At 45.5% G+C, this 14,979-nt stretch carries 16 protein-coding genes and 4 tRNA genes; 4 read left to right on the plus strand and 16 right to left on the minus strand.

Features of this window, described 5'->3' with window-relative positions:
• Positions 1-3 precede the first annotated feature (3 nt).
• The 4 genes from IPO96_01085 to rpmB all read right to left on the minus strand — a co-directional run bounded on the left by IPO96_01085 (position 4) and on the right by rpmB (position 2,537).
• A complete protein-coding gene (locus IPO96_01085; protein QQS65136.1) occupies positions 4-546 on the minus strand; it encodes a hypothetical protein in 543 nt (180 codons plus the stop codon).
• A gap of 213 nt (positions 547-759) precedes the next feature.
• Positions 760-1,884, minus strand: coding sequence for a hypothetical protein (locus IPO96_01090; protein QQS65137.1), 1,125 nt, complete (start codon positions 1,882-1,884; stop codon positions 760-762).
• 143 nt (positions 1,885-2,027) lie between these two features.
• A tRNA-Pro gene (locus IPO96_01095) sits at positions 2,028-2,103 on the minus strand.
• Positions 2,104-2,348: 245 nt separating this feature from the next.
• Positions 2,349-2,537: a 50S ribosomal protein L28 gene (gene rpmB / locus IPO96_01100; GenBank protein QQS65138.1), complete on the minus strand. Its 189-nt coding sequence runs from the start codon at positions 2,535-2,537 to the stop codon at positions 2,349-2,351.
• A gap of 231 nt (positions 2,538-2,768) precedes the next feature.
• Here rpmB and IPO96_01105 point away from each other — a divergent pair, with 231 nt between their 5' ends.
• The gene (locus IPO96_01105) at positions 2,769-3,392 is read left to right on the plus strand and encodes a site-2 protease family protein (GenBank protein ID QQS65139.1); all 624 of its coding nucleotides are present in this window, start codon (positions 2,769-2,771) and stop codon (positions 3,390-3,392) included.
• Here IPO96_01105 and IPO96_01110 read toward each other — a convergent pair.
• From IPO96_01110 to IPO96_01145, 8 genes are all read right to left on the minus strand, one after another.
• Positions 3,389-4,027, minus strand: coding sequence for an MBL fold metallo-hydrolase (locus IPO96_01110; protein QQS65140.1), 639 nt, complete (start codon positions 4,025-4,027; stop codon positions 3,389-3,391). The two genes, IPO96_01105 and IPO96_01110, sit on opposite strands and share 4 nt — an antisense overlap.
• An 11-nt stretch (positions 4,028-4,038) precedes the next feature.
• Entirely contained in the window at positions 4,039-4,674 is a 636-nt protein-coding gene (locus IPO96_01115; protein ID QQS65141.1) for a winged helix-turn-helix transcriptional regulator, read from the minus strand.
• A gap of 221 nt (positions 4,675-4,895) precedes the next feature.
• Positions 4,896-5,654 (minus strand): tRNA dimethylallyltransferase, encoded by a 759-nt coding sequence (locus tag IPO96_01120; GenBank protein QQS65142.1) that lies wholly within the window; start codon positions 5,652-5,654, stop codon positions 4,896-4,898.
• A gap of 21 nt (positions 5,655-5,675) precedes the next feature.
• Positions 5,676-6,032 carry an MGMT family protein gene (locus IPO96_01125; GenBank protein QQS65143.1) on the minus strand — a complete coding sequence of 119 codons (357 nt, stop codon included), beginning with the start codon at positions 6,030-6,032 and terminating at the stop codon, positions 5,676-5,678.
• Between the two features lie 3 nt (positions 6,033-6,035).
• The gene (locus IPO96_01130) at positions 6,036-6,674 is read right to left on the minus strand and encodes a hypothetical protein (protein ID QQS65144.1); all 639 of its coding nucleotides are present in this window, start codon (positions 6,672-6,674) and stop codon (positions 6,036-6,038) included.
• A 64-nt stretch (positions 6,675-6,738) separates the two neighbouring features.
• A complete protein-coding gene (locus IPO96_01135) occupies positions 6,739-8,601 on the minus strand; it encodes a threonine--tRNA ligase (protein QQS65145.1) in 1,863 nt (620 codons plus the stop codon).
• Positions 8,602-8,609: 8 nt separating this feature from the next.
• A complete protein-coding gene (locus IPO96_01140) occupies positions 8,610-9,080 on the minus strand; it encodes an NUDIX domain-containing protein (GenBank protein QQS65146.1) in 471 nt (156 codons plus the stop codon).
• Complete coding sequence (locus tag IPO96_01145) at positions 9,077-9,385, minus strand: hypothetical protein (protein ID QQS65147.1); 309 nt, start codon at positions 9,383-9,385, stop codon at positions 9,077-9,079. The genes IPO96_01140 and IPO96_01145 overlap by 4 nt, the downstream gene beginning before the upstream one ends.
• A 982-nt stretch (positions 9,386-10,367) precedes the next feature.
• On the opposite strand from IPO96_01145, the gene IPO96_01150 reads away from it, so the two are divergent.
• Positions 10,368-10,444, plus strand: a tRNA-Val gene (locus tag IPO96_01150).
• 28 nt (positions 10,445-10,472) lie between these two features.
• On the opposite strand, the gene IPO96_01155 is transcribed toward IPO96_01150, so the two are convergent.
• The 4 genes from IPO96_01155 to IPO96_01170 all read right to left on the minus strand — a co-directional run bounded on the left by IPO96_01155 (position 10,473) and on the right by IPO96_01170 (position 14,640).
• Positions 10,473-10,970, minus strand: a complete 498-nt coding sequence (locus tag IPO96_01155) for a C40 family peptidase (protein ID QQS65148.1) — start codon at positions 10,968-10,970, stop codon at positions 10,473-10,475.
• Positions 10,967-12,220 carry a tRNA-guanine transglycosylase gene (locus IPO96_01160; protein ID QQS65149.1) on the minus strand — a complete coding sequence of 418 codons (1,254 nt, stop codon included), beginning with the start codon at positions 12,218-12,220 and terminating at the stop codon, positions 10,967-10,969. The genes IPO96_01155 and IPO96_01160 overlap by 4 nt, the downstream gene beginning before the upstream one ends.
• Positions 12,221-12,628: 408 nt before the next feature.
• Positions 12,629-14,278: a glycosyltransferase family 2 protein gene (locus tag IPO96_01165; protein QQS65150.1), complete on the minus strand. Its 1,650-nt coding sequence runs from the start codon at positions 14,276-14,278 to the stop codon at positions 12,629-12,631.
• Between the two features lie 5 nt (positions 14,279-14,283).
• A complete protein-coding gene (locus IPO96_01170; GenBank protein ID QQS65151.1) occupies positions 14,284-14,640 on the minus strand; it encodes a hypothetical protein in 357 nt (118 codons plus the stop codon).
• A 95-nt stretch (positions 14,641-14,735) separates the two neighbouring features.
• Between IPO96_01170 and IPO96_01175 the strand changes: the two genes are divergently transcribed.
• Together IPO96_01175 and IPO96_01180 are read left to right on the plus strand one after the other, a co-directional pair.
• Positions 14,736-14,811 (plus strand) — tRNA-Thr (locus IPO96_01175).
• A gap of 94 nt (positions 14,812-14,905) precedes the next feature.
• Positions 14,906-14,979, plus strand: a tRNA-Gly gene (locus tag IPO96_01180).

Genomic DNA, 14,979 nt, shown 5'->3' on the forward strand with positions numbered 1-14,979 from the left:
AAACTATCGTATAAATGGCAGGTGTCTAAAGTTGGCGTAGACAATGGCCGCTATATGACCATTGACTGGCAGCCGCACAACTCGAGCGCCAGGTACTAGCATATCAGCAAGCGGTACCACGTCATCACTTTTTGGTTGATAGCAAGTTACTTTGCTGCCCCTAAGGTCATTCACAGCCTGCTCAGATGCCCTAACAGACTCAATTAGCGCTACGTACCTTTTGAAGTATCGTGGGCCAACTGAGTCCGCTCCCTGCACTTTTCCAGCAACCAAATGCAGGCTAGTCGACCTGTACTTACTGCCAAGGCAGACTGCCAAACTAGCGCCGGCGCTAATACCATAAATTATTGAAGGCAATCCCGATTCTTCATAAACTTTTAGTAGACGTGCAAATTTATCAGCATAACTTTCACCACTCCCCCACAACGCCTCAAAGTAAACTATTTTTCGGCGACGGAACAGATTCAGTAGCCCAATGTAACGGCGCTGAAGCCCACCATTCTCGCGGTCCCCAACCCCGGGGATATATAAAACCGAATAACTCACTACTGAACCTCCAAACTTAAAGCAATAAGGCCACGTCCGATTATGCCGATTTGGCTACCTTTAATCAATAACATATGGTCGGGTCGAACATACCCTACACGAACTGCTTAAAAGCTTGATGGAAGACTATTCCAGCACTGTTATCGTACTCGAAAAACTTAGAAACGCTTGCAACACTAAGGCTAGTACCAGATTAGTAAAAAACTTAGTGTATTAAGCCACTTCAGCTAATACACGCACAGGTGTTAATTGTTTTGCAGCTTTTTGAATACGTTGGCGATTACGAATTGCTTCTATACTACGAACGGCAATGACTTCCTGTTTCTGCGTAACTGATCCATCACAGTTTTGTTGTAGAGTCGATAAGTAGTTCACACCGATTTCTTCGGGTCGGTCGTGCCAACTAACGTGTGTATGTAAATCACTCTTTCCGGTTGCGTCTGCACCTTCACCGCACATCACAGCAAAATAGGTTTGTGCGTTATGCTTCTTCATTAAGCGTTGAGCCAATCGCATAGTACCACCACCAATTACCCAGTCATCTACGAATAGAACACGAAGCTGTTCGCCATCTGCAAGTTCATTGCCACGCTGCATGCCGAACCGCTTACTAGCTTCCACAATTTCATCAACCTTTTCCTGAAGCACATCAGGGTCTTCTAACTTACTGACCCTTGCAAAGTGTAAATTACCATCTAGGGTTGGGAATGGCTGACCATCTCTCGTCTGCTGCCAAGCAGCGTGCATAGCCAAACCGAACAACCGTCCACCTCTATCACAACCAATAACAATGTGTGGCTGTACATCTTCCATAAACTCAAGCACTGGTAATGCCATCTCAGGAAGGTCTTCTGGTTTTGTTGCTCCTAAGTCAAGATAACCACCAAATGGCTGTTGTACATTTCCGCCATTTAGCAATGAAGCGGGAAGCTGACTGATGAGCTGATTCTGCCTGCTTTGAGGCATTTGTATAAAGTTCTGAATGGCAAGCTGTCCTAGAGTACGACCTAGCAATTCAGACTTTGGCTTAATAATTTCGTATTGAGAGAGCTTGGATTCACTTATACAACTCAACTCAGGATAGTATTCTAACTCAGGATAGTATTCTTTTTGTATTAAGTTCTCTTTGGGTAGCTGGATACTGTTGAGGTTTAACTTTTCTTCGTACCGTTCTGGTCTAATTGAGTAAGGATCGTCATAGTACTTAATTATGTAATTATTTTTGTCTTCCAGTGTATGTGGAATGAGGAGTTCATGTTTTGGCAGTTCTTTAATACGCCTTTCACTGAACGGGTCATATTCACCAAGCAAGGCTTCTAACCTAAACTCTTCTTCCATAATCTGTTGATTGTAACATAATTCAACACTTTATGCAAGAGCATAATTAAACGTACTGGAACTGGCAAACAACAGAGGTACGAGATAACTCACAAATTAAATGAACCCTGGGACGGGTTCATAAAATCTGGAAATATCGATCGTGGTCGGGGATGCGAGACTTGAACTCACGACCTCACGACCCCCAGCCGTGCGCGCTACCAACTGCGCCAATCCCCGAATCTTACCAAAAGTTAGCTCCAAGCGGCCGCAGATTTATCCGCTGTTACCTAAATTGGAAGCTTCTCACTCATAAACCACGGTTTACTTGCGTCTGCTTCCTATATGATTTTGTTCAGAAAATCATAAAGGCCGCCCGAGCTAACGTACTAATTTTAACTCATGCACACTACACCATACAATTTAAAAACCTCCGAAATTACGGAGGTTTTTAAGTCATAGTGACGTTGACTATAGCCTATAGTCTAGAGCGTACCCTTTTTCTTCAAAGTACGAATAGCATCGGTACTCAATTTTAGACGAACCTTGCGGCCGTCAATTACCAAAGTCTTAGTTTGTAGGTTGGGCTTCCAGACTTTCTTGGTGTGGCGCTGCGAAAAACTGACATTACTGCCGTACTGCTTGCCCTTGCCCGTTAAATCACATTTTTGCATAAGTCTTATTATAACCCAAAAACACCTTACAGGTCAACCATTTGAGCAACATTCAATAGACATGGGCAGCGATTAGGTTAGAGTGATTAGGGTCTAAGGTCTAGGGTCTAAGGTCTAATTCATACATGATACATAATACTACCCAGTGTTTAGATTTTCTCCTCCTCGTTCATAGTTCCGGGTAAGCTCCTTCCTTCGCGAAAACACTCATGGCAAGCTATAATGTAGCAAATGGATAACCTACTACAGATCAAAGATGCCGTACCCATCGTCTTAGCCCTAATAATCTCTGCTGCGCCCCATGAAATGATGCATGCTTTCACCGCCTACAAGCTGGGCGACGATCTAGCTCATTCTCATGGCCGTATCTCTCTTAACCCCATGCGCCACATTGACCCGATATTAACCATAGCTCTGCCCTTTTTTAGTCTAGTGTTAGGTGGTGGCATTATTATGGCGGCTAAGCCAGTCCCCATTAATACCTCACGTATCCGTGGCGGCGAAAATGGCCTTGCCTTAACTGCTCTGGCTGGTCCCCTAACCAATTTAGTCTTTGCTGGTTTGCTTTCTCTGCCACTAAACATGATGAGCCACGGCGGCCCAATTTTTGAGTTCACTAAGATTCTCTTCCTGGTTAACATCGGACTTTTTGTATTCAACATGTTGCCTATCCCACCGCTAGACGGCTCACGGCTCGTCTACGCTATTGCTCCTCGCCCCGTTCAAAGAGTATTTGAGATTATAGAATCTCAGGGAATATTCTTTTTCCTAATTCTAATCATGATATTCGGGACTGCTATCTACCCAGTCATCGACAAAGCTCAAGCCCTACTAATTAACTTCTTTATCCGCTAAACTTTAGGCTCTAGGACCACCAGTTTTGCCTGTTCCGCGCCTAGTTCTAGATTTTTTAGTTTGGCAGCGTTGCTTCTTGGAGATTCATCGACAGTCATACCTAGAGTATTCAAAGCTTCCTCTAAAGTCGGAGTTGGCATTTCGGTCTTAATGCCGCTGACAGTAAAGTATGTAGGAATCACAACACTTGGCTCCAATTTCTTGATTACTTTTAGCGCTCCCTCTGCATCTAACGTGAAGCCGCTGCCTCCAACAGGCACCATCAAAACATCAACATCCCCGATTTCTTCCACCTGTTGATCGGTGATATCTGGGTGGATATGCCCCGCCATAACCACGTTTCCATCAAGGGCCGTAAACTTAAATACTGTGGCAGTTTTTTTACCTTCTTCATCACGATGACCTCTTACACCAACTGCTTTTACAGAAATGTCGCCGACTTCATATTCACCCGGCACAGAGAGTAGCAGTCTACCGCCATCGGCAACCGGAATCGCAACATCGGTCTGTACGCTTACATCATCAGCTTTAGTTATAGACTTCTTACCCTGCACGGCCAAAGTATCATCAACTATTATCCGAGTTTTCTTAGTCTCGAGTCTAATAGCATTAGCGCCGTAGTATTCAATATCCATTTTTTGCCTTTCTATTTAGAAAAAATTTTATTTTTATCCATTACGATCTGTTTTTTGGATTCTTCTAGCTGGCTCCAAAAGCGGTCTCGCACTTGTGATCGATAAAGTGCTTCATCGGCGGTAAAACTGGCATATCTTAGCTCAACTCCCTCCGACTTTTCCATTTCTGCGACCAAGTTGGCTAGTTTAGTTGGGTTTACATCACCAACCACCAAAACATCTATCGGCGCCGTCTCATCCCTAGTTAAGTGTCCCGAGTAAACTACCGCGTCAACGTTGCCAACAGATCGCCACTTACGAGCATCGTTACTAGTGGTGGTGACTGCCGCCAACTCCTCACCTAACTCTTTTGTGGCTTCACTGGTCTCAGCCTCGCTATCTGGCACAGATACGGCGCTGCCAAAAATCGCATTCAGTGATTTATAGAATTCGTAATCTTTATTGACCTGATAATACAGCCTGTTCTCAGCCGTATCCGAACTTATCAAACCAACGCTTAGCAAATTAGATAATTCGCGACGAACAGAGTTAATTTGTTCATCTATCTTACGAGTTATTTCTCGGACATAAAAAGATCGCTCAGGATTACCATAAAACAGGTACAAAAGCTTCACTCTTGTTTTCGAACCAAACAACTGTTCAATCATTATCTTGCCCTCCTCATAATCCTATTGTATCAAAAAAAGGTTCACCATACATGCTGTTTAGTCATAACGAACACACAAATTACATCATCTGCCTTAATAAACAGACCAAAAGGCCCACCAGCCATCAACCAGCTTGCCTACCCAATTCTCTCATACCCCCCTATTGCGGCCTACAAAACCGTGTTCCTATGATCTGCTATAGCAGATCATAGGAACACGGATCAAATAAGGTAGGAGAGGGCAGATTCGGCTGAGTCGAACCAGCGAATGTTGGGGTTTCGCTTGAACCAAGTCATCTGGCGCTTAGCTAGCTGATAGTCCCGAGTCGCAAAGGCCGCTTTTGCTTGATTCAGGTCAATCTCACCTCTTAGGTAATCAGAAAAAGCGCGATACCCCGGTGCGTCTAGCGCTTTAGCGCTTGGGTATTTTTTGTGAAGCATCGCTACCTCCTCAACAAACCCATTTTCGACCATCTTGTCTACTCGCACAGTCAATTTTTGTTTCAGCATTTCCCTCCCCGGATTCAGGCCAATAATAAATGTCCCTTCTCTGAGCGGAGATTTTGCATGTTCTGCCTCCGGCGCGCGGTGACGAGGATTAACCGAATCTCTGCCACCGCTTGCACCAGCGAAGTCGTAATCAAATATGACAGAGTCAACATACAGACCACTGCCGCCTATCATGATAGGCAACTTCCCGCGTTTGTTGATGTCTTCGATTGCTTGTAGTGCTAACTTCTTAAAATCCGCAACCGTAAAGGGCTCGTCTGGCTTAATCACGTCTATCAAGTGGTGTCGGACAGCGGCCTGCTCTTGCCGGCTGGGTTTAGCCGTGCCTATGTCCATGTACTTATAGACTGTACGACTATCGGCACAAATGATCTCGCCATTTAATTTTCTGGCTAGCTCTATAGCTAGCGCTGTCTTGCCGCTGGCCGTAGGCCCAACGATGACTAGTAGATGGTATTTGGGAGTTGGCATTTGGAGGTTTCCGTGTAGCATCTACTGCCTTCCATCTACCAAGGTTGGTTGCCAAATTAGCTTATCAATATCAATTTGGTATGATTCAGCTTCGCCAAACACTTCAACCCCTTCGGCTTCAAGCATCAACTTTTGGGCTTCGCGCCCGCCGTGATAGCCGCTCGCTAGGCCACCTTTTTTATTAACCACTCGGTGCCAAGGTAGATCTTGCGGCCCAAAATGGGCTATCCCGCCAACTATTCTCGATGCTCTAGCGTTTCCGCACAACGCCGCTATTTGTCCATAAGTCATCACTCTGCCTGCCGGAATTTGCGCAACCAAAGCGTAGACTTTTCTTGCAAATTCTCCTCCCGGATGATCAGCTCCATTAAACTTCATATTCTAATTATTATGTCGCATCGAACCTAGCGTTAAGCTTGATAGTAAATGTGGCACTTCAGTCAGATTAGATGCTACCACAGCTTCCCGGGATAGGTTATGTCCATTGTGATTATGTGATGGATACTGAATCGAAATCCCAACCAATCCGGCTCCAATCGCCGCATTTACATTATGATCAGCGTCATCTATGGCGGCAAAAGCTCCAATTTTTCTATACGTCGAGACTTTGGATGTCATTTTGTGATCGCCATTATACTCGGCTGTGTGTACATCGCTAAAGATTCCCGGAAAATGTAATTTTACAGACTCTATAGTTATAGCTTTATGCGTAGGAGGCCTAGCAGTAACTATTTGGAGATCATAGCGCTCAACTAGAAGGGTTAAACCTTCAGTTGCAGCTTCGTAAGCAGGCGTTTCTATACTTTTTGTAAGTGTATACTGGTTTAGCAGTTCAGTAAATTCTTTGGCGGTCAACCCACTATCGGGGTAGGCCTCATCATAATGAAATTTACCTTCAATCGCTTTAACGGATAGCAGGTCAATGCCGTGTTCGTCATGCATCCAATTTCTAAATGGAATATCAAATGGCACAACACAATCATCGTAGTCTACAGCTATAATCTCTTTATTTTTTGCCAATTAAATCCTCAACAACTATTAGATTATACATATATTAACAGATTGCAGAATCATAAAGATATATTTAGAGCGAAGCATGTGACACTCGAGACTTAGCCTCATTTTTGACACTTCTAATGAAATTCTCTGCTGGATACGCCAATTCCTGGCGGCCCTCCAAGGCCAAATCGGCTCTCACTCTAGGCGTCACCTCGCCCGATTCAACCTCTTTTTCGCCAATTACGATAGAGTACGGCACTTTCCAAACTTCGGCGGCGCGAATCTTCTTGCCGACGGACTCACTAGAATTGTCCAGATAAGCACGCACGCCCCTCTCTTTGGCCAGACTGACTAGCTTTTCTGCAAACTCTACTATCCCATCGGTCTGGTTTACCGTAATGACCCTTAGCTGTTCTGGAGCACACCAAAGCGGGAACTTGCCAGCTGTATGCTCAATGTAAACGCTCAAAAAGCGCTCGATACTACCCAGTGTTGCACTGTGGATCATGACTGGCCTAGCGGCTTGCCCTTCTTCATTCGTGTACTCAAGCTCAAATCTTTCAGGCTGAACAAAATCAAGCTGTACTGTTGCCAATTGGTGCTCTCTACCAATTGCATCGGTCACCATAAAGTCTATTTTTGGCCCATAAAACGCCGCCTCGCCCTCTTGCTCGAAGTACTCCAGCTTATTGGCAATTACAGCGTTTTTAAGTTGGGCCTGTGCTGACTCCCAGAGTTTCTTGTCGCCCAAATAAGCATCACTTTCGTCTCGGTAGCTTAGCCTTACTCGCAAGTTCATTCCCACTATTGAATATAATTCATCGGCACACTCAAGTAGACTGTTTATCTCGGTTTCTATCTGATCAGGTCGGCAAAAAACATGGCTATCATCTTGGGTTAGCGCCCTAACTCGGCTCAAACCGCCGAGCTCACCCGTTTTTTCATCGCGGTAATCAGTCGTTGTCTCCAGGTAGCGTACGGGCATTTCGCGGTAACTGCGCTGCTGTGACGCATAAATCCTGGTGTGATGCGGGCAGTTCATCGGCTTCATCACTAGCTCATCGCTTGTTTCTTGGCTCTTTACCAAAAACAGCTCATCGCCAAACTTGGCCCAGTGGCCGCTTTTTTCGTATAAGTCCTTTTTAGTTATGTGAGGCGTCCACACTTTTTGGAAGCCTCTTTTTTCACGCAGCTCATTCGAAAGCTTAGAAAGCTCCTCCCGTAAGACGGTTCCACGTGGCGTAAACATCGGCAGCCCAGAACCAACTAAATCCGAAGTTACGAACAAGTCATATTCCACACCCAAACGGCGGTGATCCCGCTTCTTGGCTTCCTCGAGCATATTTAGATACTGTCGAAGCTCCTTGTCTGACGCAAAAGCCACTCCATAGAGCCGCTGCATTTGAGGATTTTTCTCATTGCCACGCCAGTAAGCGCCAGCCACACGCATCAACTTAAACGCCCCGACCTTATCTGTCGATTCTACATGAGGCCCGCGGCACAAATCAGTAAAATCACCATTGCGGTAAAAACTAACCTCGGTAATTGTCTTTGTCGATGCAGCCCCTGAAATCCCAGCAGGTAGCCCCATCATTGCCAAGTCCAAATCTTTGGCTAGAGTTGTACCTTCTCTTTTTAGGTCGTTCAAAAGCTCAATCTTGTATGGCTGCCCTGCCTTGTCTGCCCAGGCCAAAGCTTCATCAACAGGCATCATAAACTTTTCAAATGCTTGCTTTTCGGCGATAACTTTTCGCATTTCCGCCTCAATTTTGTCGAAATCGTCCTCACTTATCGTCACGCCAGGCACGTCAATATCATAGTAAAAACCGTTTTCCACCACCGGTCCTACCCCAAGCCTGGCCTCTGGCCAAAGCTTAGTTACAGCAGTAGCCATTATGTGCGCTAGGCTATGTCTCATAGGGTATAGTTCGTCTTCTGGATTGCTCATTTTTCCTCCTAGTTATAACTCTGTACTCGTCTTGGTTCAGGCCTGTTTTCAGTTTCAATGAAGCCGCTTTTTATCATCTTAAAAGCTTGCGTCAGCATATCTGTTTCCTCATCGTCCTTACCAATCGTTGCTATTTCACTCTCTTCAATCCAGCGTGATTCATTGTGATCTTCCGGGTTTAACTTTGGCTCAACACCTTCATCTAGGTAACAGAAGTAGCCGACTTCTATACAGAATTCGCCATTCATATAGCAAGTAAAACTGTCTACTGGGCTACCAACTCTGACATCTATACCAAACTCTTCTCGCATTTCCCTCTTTAAAGCTGCCTGAGGTGTTTCACCTGGCTCAACATGACCCCCAGGTACTTCGTAGCGGTTTGGAAAAATCTTTTTTGTAGATGCACGTCTCGCCAAAAAGATTCGTCTATCTCTGACAATTAGCCCTACAATCATTATATTACTGTTGTGGTCGCTCATAGCCCCTCCTTAACTAACTCACCACCGACTCGCTTATATTCTCTACCTTCGTTTATTGTCAGCTTTGCCATAATAGCTTTTTCCAAATCCCCGCCTAAAATTGCCGCTAAACCTAGAGTTTCTATGACTACGTCGGCGGCTTCTTCTAATACCTCGGGGAGCAACTTCCCGCCCTCCCATGCTTCGGTTAGTTCATTTAGCTCACCACGAATCCTACCTAGTTTTTTCCTCGGGTCAGTGGTGTCAAAGCCTTGATTAACCATGTTATCCCAGACTCGTCGCTGCATATCTGCTACTTCGCCCATACAAAACTCCTTCTAAAAATAAATAAACACGCTGTTATTAGCGTGTTTCGGGTCAGCCAGTTAGCTGACGGTTCCACCGAAAACTTTTCACTCATCAAGCGCGCGTTCCCTAGCTCGCTATCTATCAGGTTAAGCTCCGCGGTTAGTGATTCCGCCTCAATGCTTAAGATTATTGTACCACAGTAATTAATAGTAGCAGAAAATAGTGAGCGAAAGTTGGCCAATAATCCCGTTAATCTGACTGAGCATATCAACTACTCTGAGAAACTGAGTCCCGCTTTCCTTCATTCCTAACTAGTTTCTCTAGAGGCTAGATGCTGGCTCCCATTCTTCAGGCTCCTGATTGACGAGTGTCAAAACGACAATTAGAGTGAGTGACGTGTTTGAAGAAGATTAGTGTAATTCACTAATCTTCTGAGTTGTCAGAGCATTGTCGTTTTTGACTACGAGACAATAACGAGTCTGAAGCCAGGGCTACTTCTTTGCCTACTTTCTTGTCAGCACAAGAAAGTAGGGCGGTAAAGCTAGGCCCCAAGGGGGCCGAGCGCCGAAATGGGAGCTAGAAAAATTTTATCATGCAAATAAAAAAGCGTCCGACTCTCTCGCAAATAAGTCCGACGCTTTCTTTTAGGAGAAACCTCTCCCAAAACACAACCTAAATAAGACTATACATGCTATAGCCCGATAATGCTAGTACTTTTTTACCCACTTTTCCACAACGTCCAATTTTACCCCCAAGTTTTCCACGTGCCTTATAATGCTAGCGCTTATAATTTTATATCACAGACTGAATAATAATAAATCAACTCTTGTCATAACAATAAATATCCCCTATACTTACCCCTGTTGGTTGTTGCCGTTAAATCCAAATCGCAGTTCAGACTGCGTTTTCAAGAAGAGTCGGCTTGGCGAGGTCGCAAGAAGTGGTGAGTAAACTTGTTTTGTCATCAGTTCTTGCGAAAACGCCATCACACGCCGACAAGGGCGATTAGCTCACTTGGCTAGAGCGCTTCCTTGACGTGGAAGAGGTAAAAGGTTCAAATCCTTTATCGCCCACCAAAACTTATCGGCTTTATAGCCGATTTTTTTAGTTTTGAGCAAGCTTGATCAATACAGATAGCGGCACAACTCGTAATATCGAACCTGGCTCTACAACAGTTTCTAAGTCTTCAATTTCAACTTTTTGTGTTTTTCCGCTGGCATGTGCAATTGTTCCGGTCTTGATAAGAATTCCCATGTGGTTTCTTGGAGGCCTTGGCCCGGTTACTCTACGCATTATTAGGGCATCACCAGCTTCAGGTTCAGTATCGACAGACAGCCCCATTAGTTGTGGTACGTGTCTATACTCGTCATCCCACTCCCTGACATCGACATGTGCGGCAGTACAAACACTTGCAATAACCAGGCCACTACAATCAAAACCTCGGCCGTCCATACCAACCTCCATGCATTCTTGTCGGGTAAATACACCACCACATAAGTTCACTGGCTTATAGTGATGTCTGAATGGCAAACCTTGCTTAGATAAAGCAGTTCTAACAACACGCTGGCGCAAGTCTCTTAGTTGCGGGCCCAGCTCTGTCATCTTCGAAGTTCTTCGCAAATTTTAGTTAAGTACCTAAGGTTGTGAACACTAGCCAAACTACCGGCTAACGGCTCACGCACCTTAAACTGGTGGCGGAAGAAGCCTTTGCTATAGCCGCTGGCACATGTGTAACAATCACAACCCGGATCAATCACGCTCGCGTCTTGTGTGTACTGCTCATTGGTCAGGTGAATCTTTTTATCGCCAGAGACCCATACCGTTGCATGTCTGGCGTTTCGAGTCGGGAGCACGCAATCCGCCATATCAATCCCATGTTCGTAAGCAAACCTTAGGTCTGCCGGCGCGCCAACACCAAGTAAAAACCTAGGCCTGTCTGCGTCATACTGTGGGGCTAAGTGCTCTAATACTTTAAACATCTCGGCCTGTGGCTCTCCAACGCTCAAGCCACCGATTGCAATACCATCTACATCACTATCCTGAACCATTTTGAGGCTTTGAGAGCGTAGTTCTAGGTCTAGGCCACCTTGTACCACACCAAACAGCAGAGGCCTTCGCAACCCATTAGCCTGCTCGTCAGCAGAGCTGAGGACTATGCTAATTGGTTGTGGCGCATTAGCAGATTTTCCGCTGCGACTACTCGCATCAGCGTACACTTCGGTACGCTTCTCTCCGTTGCTCGCGGCAAAATCAGCTACTGCATCCCCATGCGAAGGCCTCTGGAGCTTTTCTTTTTTCTCTTGTTCTTTTGTGAGTTTCTTGAATTCGACAACGCAGCGCTCAAGCCAACGATGGGTCCGATCAAATGCTTCCTTTACTTCTGCAGGCGTAGCGTCGTCTAGCCCAATCAAATGATCGAATGCCACAAACATATCACTGCCTAGCGCAAACTGAATCTGCATAGAGCTTTCTGGGGTTATCAAATGCTTACTGCCAGTTACAGGGTCTTTAAAAGTTACACCTTCTTCGGTAACTTTGGTGTGCTTGCCCAAAGAAAAGACCTGAAAACCACCGCTATCCGTCAAAATTGGCCCGCGCCACTTACCGAATTCATGTAAACCACCAAGACTAGCAACTACCGCTTCACCTGGCTGCAGATGCAGATGATAGGTGTTGGCTAACACGACTTGCACACCTGTTCCGGCAACTTGCTCTGCCGTCAAGGTTTTTACTACCCCCCGTGTACCATCAGGCATAAATGTCGGAGTTAGCACTCTACCAGCACGAGTGTCAAAGTAACCGCAACGACCGTGCTGTCCAAAGGTTTTTGTTGTAATAAATTGTTTGCTCACTCTGTTAATAATAGCACAGCTATTGACTTTTACACCCTACTATGTTACCATAAGCATGTTAATGTGAGGTAAGCGTATCAGCAATACCAGCTCGCTTGACGTCTTCAAACTCTTTTACGAAGAGATTGGAAGCGCTAAGCCGGCCGCCGTTCGTTCAATCAGACGCGGCCGTTAACAGGGTGAGGAAATTTAAAAAGCGTTTCTCCTTTAAGAGAAACGCTTTTTTAGTAGCAAGTAGTTAGTAGTTAGTAGTTGGCATAGAACCCTAAATCCTAAGCACTAAATTCTAAACGAAGATAGTATCAAGTATTATGTATAAAGTATGAGTTTCCCCTCGGTAAACAGTTCTCAGTCTTCAGAATTTTTCTATCATCCATAAACCATAAACTCGCACCGAGTCCCTGCTACCTAGCTCTGCTTGCCGTCTTTCAAAGAAGTTGCCATACCCTTATCGGTCACAACTGCCTTCTCCGTTACGTCAAAACCACCGATGTATTTGCCAAAAATCAGTCTAGTCTGCGAGTAGATAGCAGCTGATGCGCTATATCCAATTGTAGTGAGTGGAAGCAAAACCCACTGCAAAAGCATGGCAAGCGATCGACGTCGCTTGTAGCGCGCAGGTTTCGGCGGTAGTATCTTAAAACTTAAGTACAGAGTCACGAATATGCCGAGCATGGCCAAAGTTTGGATACGGCTAGCCAGTTGGGGTAACTGATTGGCCAAGTAATCCGTGTTGTGAAACAAAAAAGGTATAAACGCACCAAAAGCCAATATGAGAGGCGAACTAGACCAGCTAACATGCCCCTCAAGCAGTCGGAAGAATTTAGCCAGTCGATCCCAAAGAGGAATTGAGTTAGGCTTAAAGAAGGCATTCTCGGCCACATAAGCCACATCGCTAGCGCCCCAAGCCCAGCGTCTAATCTGAATAAACTGTTGCTTCAGTGTTTTCACATAGCCACTTGCCAGCACTGCGTCTTGATAAATTGGCAAGAATATAGGTATCACCTCGTGCTTACCGTCAAAAGCAAAATAGCTTCTCCAGAACTGATGCCCATCTTCCACAATCGTTCGGACACTCCAAAAGTTTGTTTCAATAAGTGCATCTAGGGGCTGACTATGCGCCGAAAAGTTTCTAAGCATATGATGTCGCAGCGCCTGAACCATCATCCAGTAAGAGTTGCCTGTCGCGATCACACGCATCGGCGCTGGTGCGTCCCAAATATTGTTTGTAAACATTGGTATAGGCTGAAAAGACAGATTTTTTGGCGCATAACAAACACTGTAGATGTAATCAAGGCAGGGTAAGTACTGTTTGTCTGGGCGGTTATCCGCATCAAGCGTCGTTACCAGCACTTGTTTTGGCTCTAAGCCCTTAGACTGCACCCACTGCGCCGCCCTGAATCCTGCAAAGGTGATGTTGCCACCTTTACCGCGCACTTCGTTAGGCATGTGGCTTGGATGTTTAACTGCCTCAGAGTGCATAAACTTACCCTTGTAGTCGTTCATCAGCTTGATAGCCTGAGCCTCAACTTCTGCCCCACCTCGCTCCTCATAGGCCAGAAATACTGCTACCCTGCTCATGTCTACATCGTTGTCTAGTACAGCTTGTAGGGTTGGCTCAATCACCTCTCGCGTTTCGTTGTAAGTAGCAATGATGATAACGTGAACAATCTTTTCAGGATCAATGCCGTTCGGATCCTCTAGAATACGCGAGATATTACTTAGGTGCCACTTAGGAACTCGACGTTGTATAGTATCACCTTTCTGTGCTGCAATCACCTCAGCATGTAGCTCGCGCCAAGGCAATTTCTTGTGCTGATCAAGCCGACGAAAACTTTGAATTCCTCGAACGTTCAGTGCAGCGGCGCGTACAAACCACAGCATAAGATACAAAAGCATTAATAGAGCCGCTAGACTAACGTTCAAAAACCCCAGCCAGAACGGGCTTGTTAAGACTGTCCAAGACAATATGCCAGGCAGCGCCTCAAAAAATCTATACCTAAACTTGCGCTCCTGCGGCATCGGTATCTCAAAATCTTGAGAGGCTAGCTTGCTCATAAACCTCAGGAGCTTACTATCAATCGGTCGCTAATTACTATCACCATCATCAAGAGGAAAGGTGTTACTCCTAGCACGGCGGTGGCAACATGGCGGCGGTGCCCGTAAGCTCGCACACTAATCAACCAGCTGGCTAGCACAACCAATACGGCAAACAGCGCAAAAAGCCTTATCTCGCTCAGTGGCCCGCTTTTTATGGCTAAGGCCTTAAGATTTGAACGGTACTGTACTACAAAGGTCTCCCCCGAGGCAGAAGTAGCCCTCAGTAGAACAGATAAACAAGCAACTACGAGCATGGTAATATTCAGCGCCAAAAGGGTCAAAATGGTTTTGTCGTGGAAATAGTTTTTGTGGATATGCATGGTGTTTTGGATATAGATTACAGTACTAATATTAATAACTTCTTCAACTAAACTTCTTCGGTCATTATAGCAGAAATGTTAAAATGAATCTCAGCGCCACCTTAGCTCAGTTGGTAGAGCATTTCATTCGTAACGAAAAGGTCACCAGTTCGATCCTGGTAGGTGGCTCCAAGTTAAGATACGCCACTTGCCACCCGTCGTGTTTGCGAACAGATGATCTAGCACTAGGCGGCTCGTGCGTAATTCCTCCTTTAAAAACTGAGCTGCGAGATTAGTATAATGTTAGTACGCGTGCTTCCCAAGCATGTGGCGCGGGTTAGATTCCCGCATCTCGCACCA

It is taken from the genome of Candidatus Saccharibacteria bacterium, from assembly GCA_016700315.1.
Classification (GTDB): domain Bacteria; phylum Patescibacteriota; class Saccharimonadia; order Saccharimonadales; family SZUA-47.

Coding starts and splice junctions, on each gene's coding strand:
- IPO96_01115 (QQS65141.1), bottom strand. CDS start 4,674: ATGATTGAACAGTTGTTTGGTTCGAAAACAAGAGTGAAGCTTTTGTAC.
- rpmB (QQS65138.1), bottom strand. CDS start 2,537: ATGCAAAAATGTGATTTAACGGGCAAGGGCAAGCAGTACGGCAGTAAT.
- IPO96_01125 (QQS65143.1), bottom strand. CDS start 6,032: ATGAAGTTTAATGGAGCTGATCATCCGGGAGGAGAATTTGCAAGAAAA.
- IPO96_01165 (QQS65150.1), bottom strand. CDS start 14,278: ATGAGCAAGCTAGCCTCTCAAGATTTTGAGATACCGATGCCGCAGGAG.
- IPO96_01120 (QQS65142.1), bottom strand. CDS start 5,654: ATGCCAACTCCCAAATACCATCTACTAGTCATCGTTGGGCCTACGGCC.
- IPO96_01135 (QQS65145.1), bottom strand. CDS start 8,601: ATGAGCAATCCAGAAGACGAACTATACCCTATGAGACATAGCCTAGCG.
- IPO96_01105 (QQS65139.1), top strand. CDS start 2,769: ATGGATAACCTACTACAGATCAAAGATGCCGTACCCATCGTCTTAGCC.
- IPO96_01140 (QQS65146.1), bottom strand. CDS start 9,080: ATGAGCGACCACAACAGTAATATAATGATTGTAGGGCTAATTGTCAGA.
- IPO96_01145 (QQS65147.1), bottom strand. CDS start 9,385: ATGGGCGAAGTAGCAGATATGCAGCGACGAGTCTGGGATAACATGGTT.
- IPO96_01110 (QQS65140.1), bottom strand. CDS start 4,027: ATGGATATTGAATACTACGGCGCTAATGCTATTAGACTCGAGACTAAG.
- IPO96_01155 (QQS65148.1), bottom strand. CDS start 10,970: ATGACAGAGCTGGGCCCGCAACTAAGAGACTTGCGCCAGCGTGTTGTT.
- IPO96_01090 (QQS65137.1), bottom strand. CDS start 1,884: ATGGAAGAAGAGTTTAGGTTAGAAGCCTTGCTTGGTGAATATGACCCG.
- IPO96_01170 (QQS65151.1), bottom strand. CDS start 14,640: ATGCATATCCACAAAAACTATTTCCACGACAAAACCATTTTGACCCTT.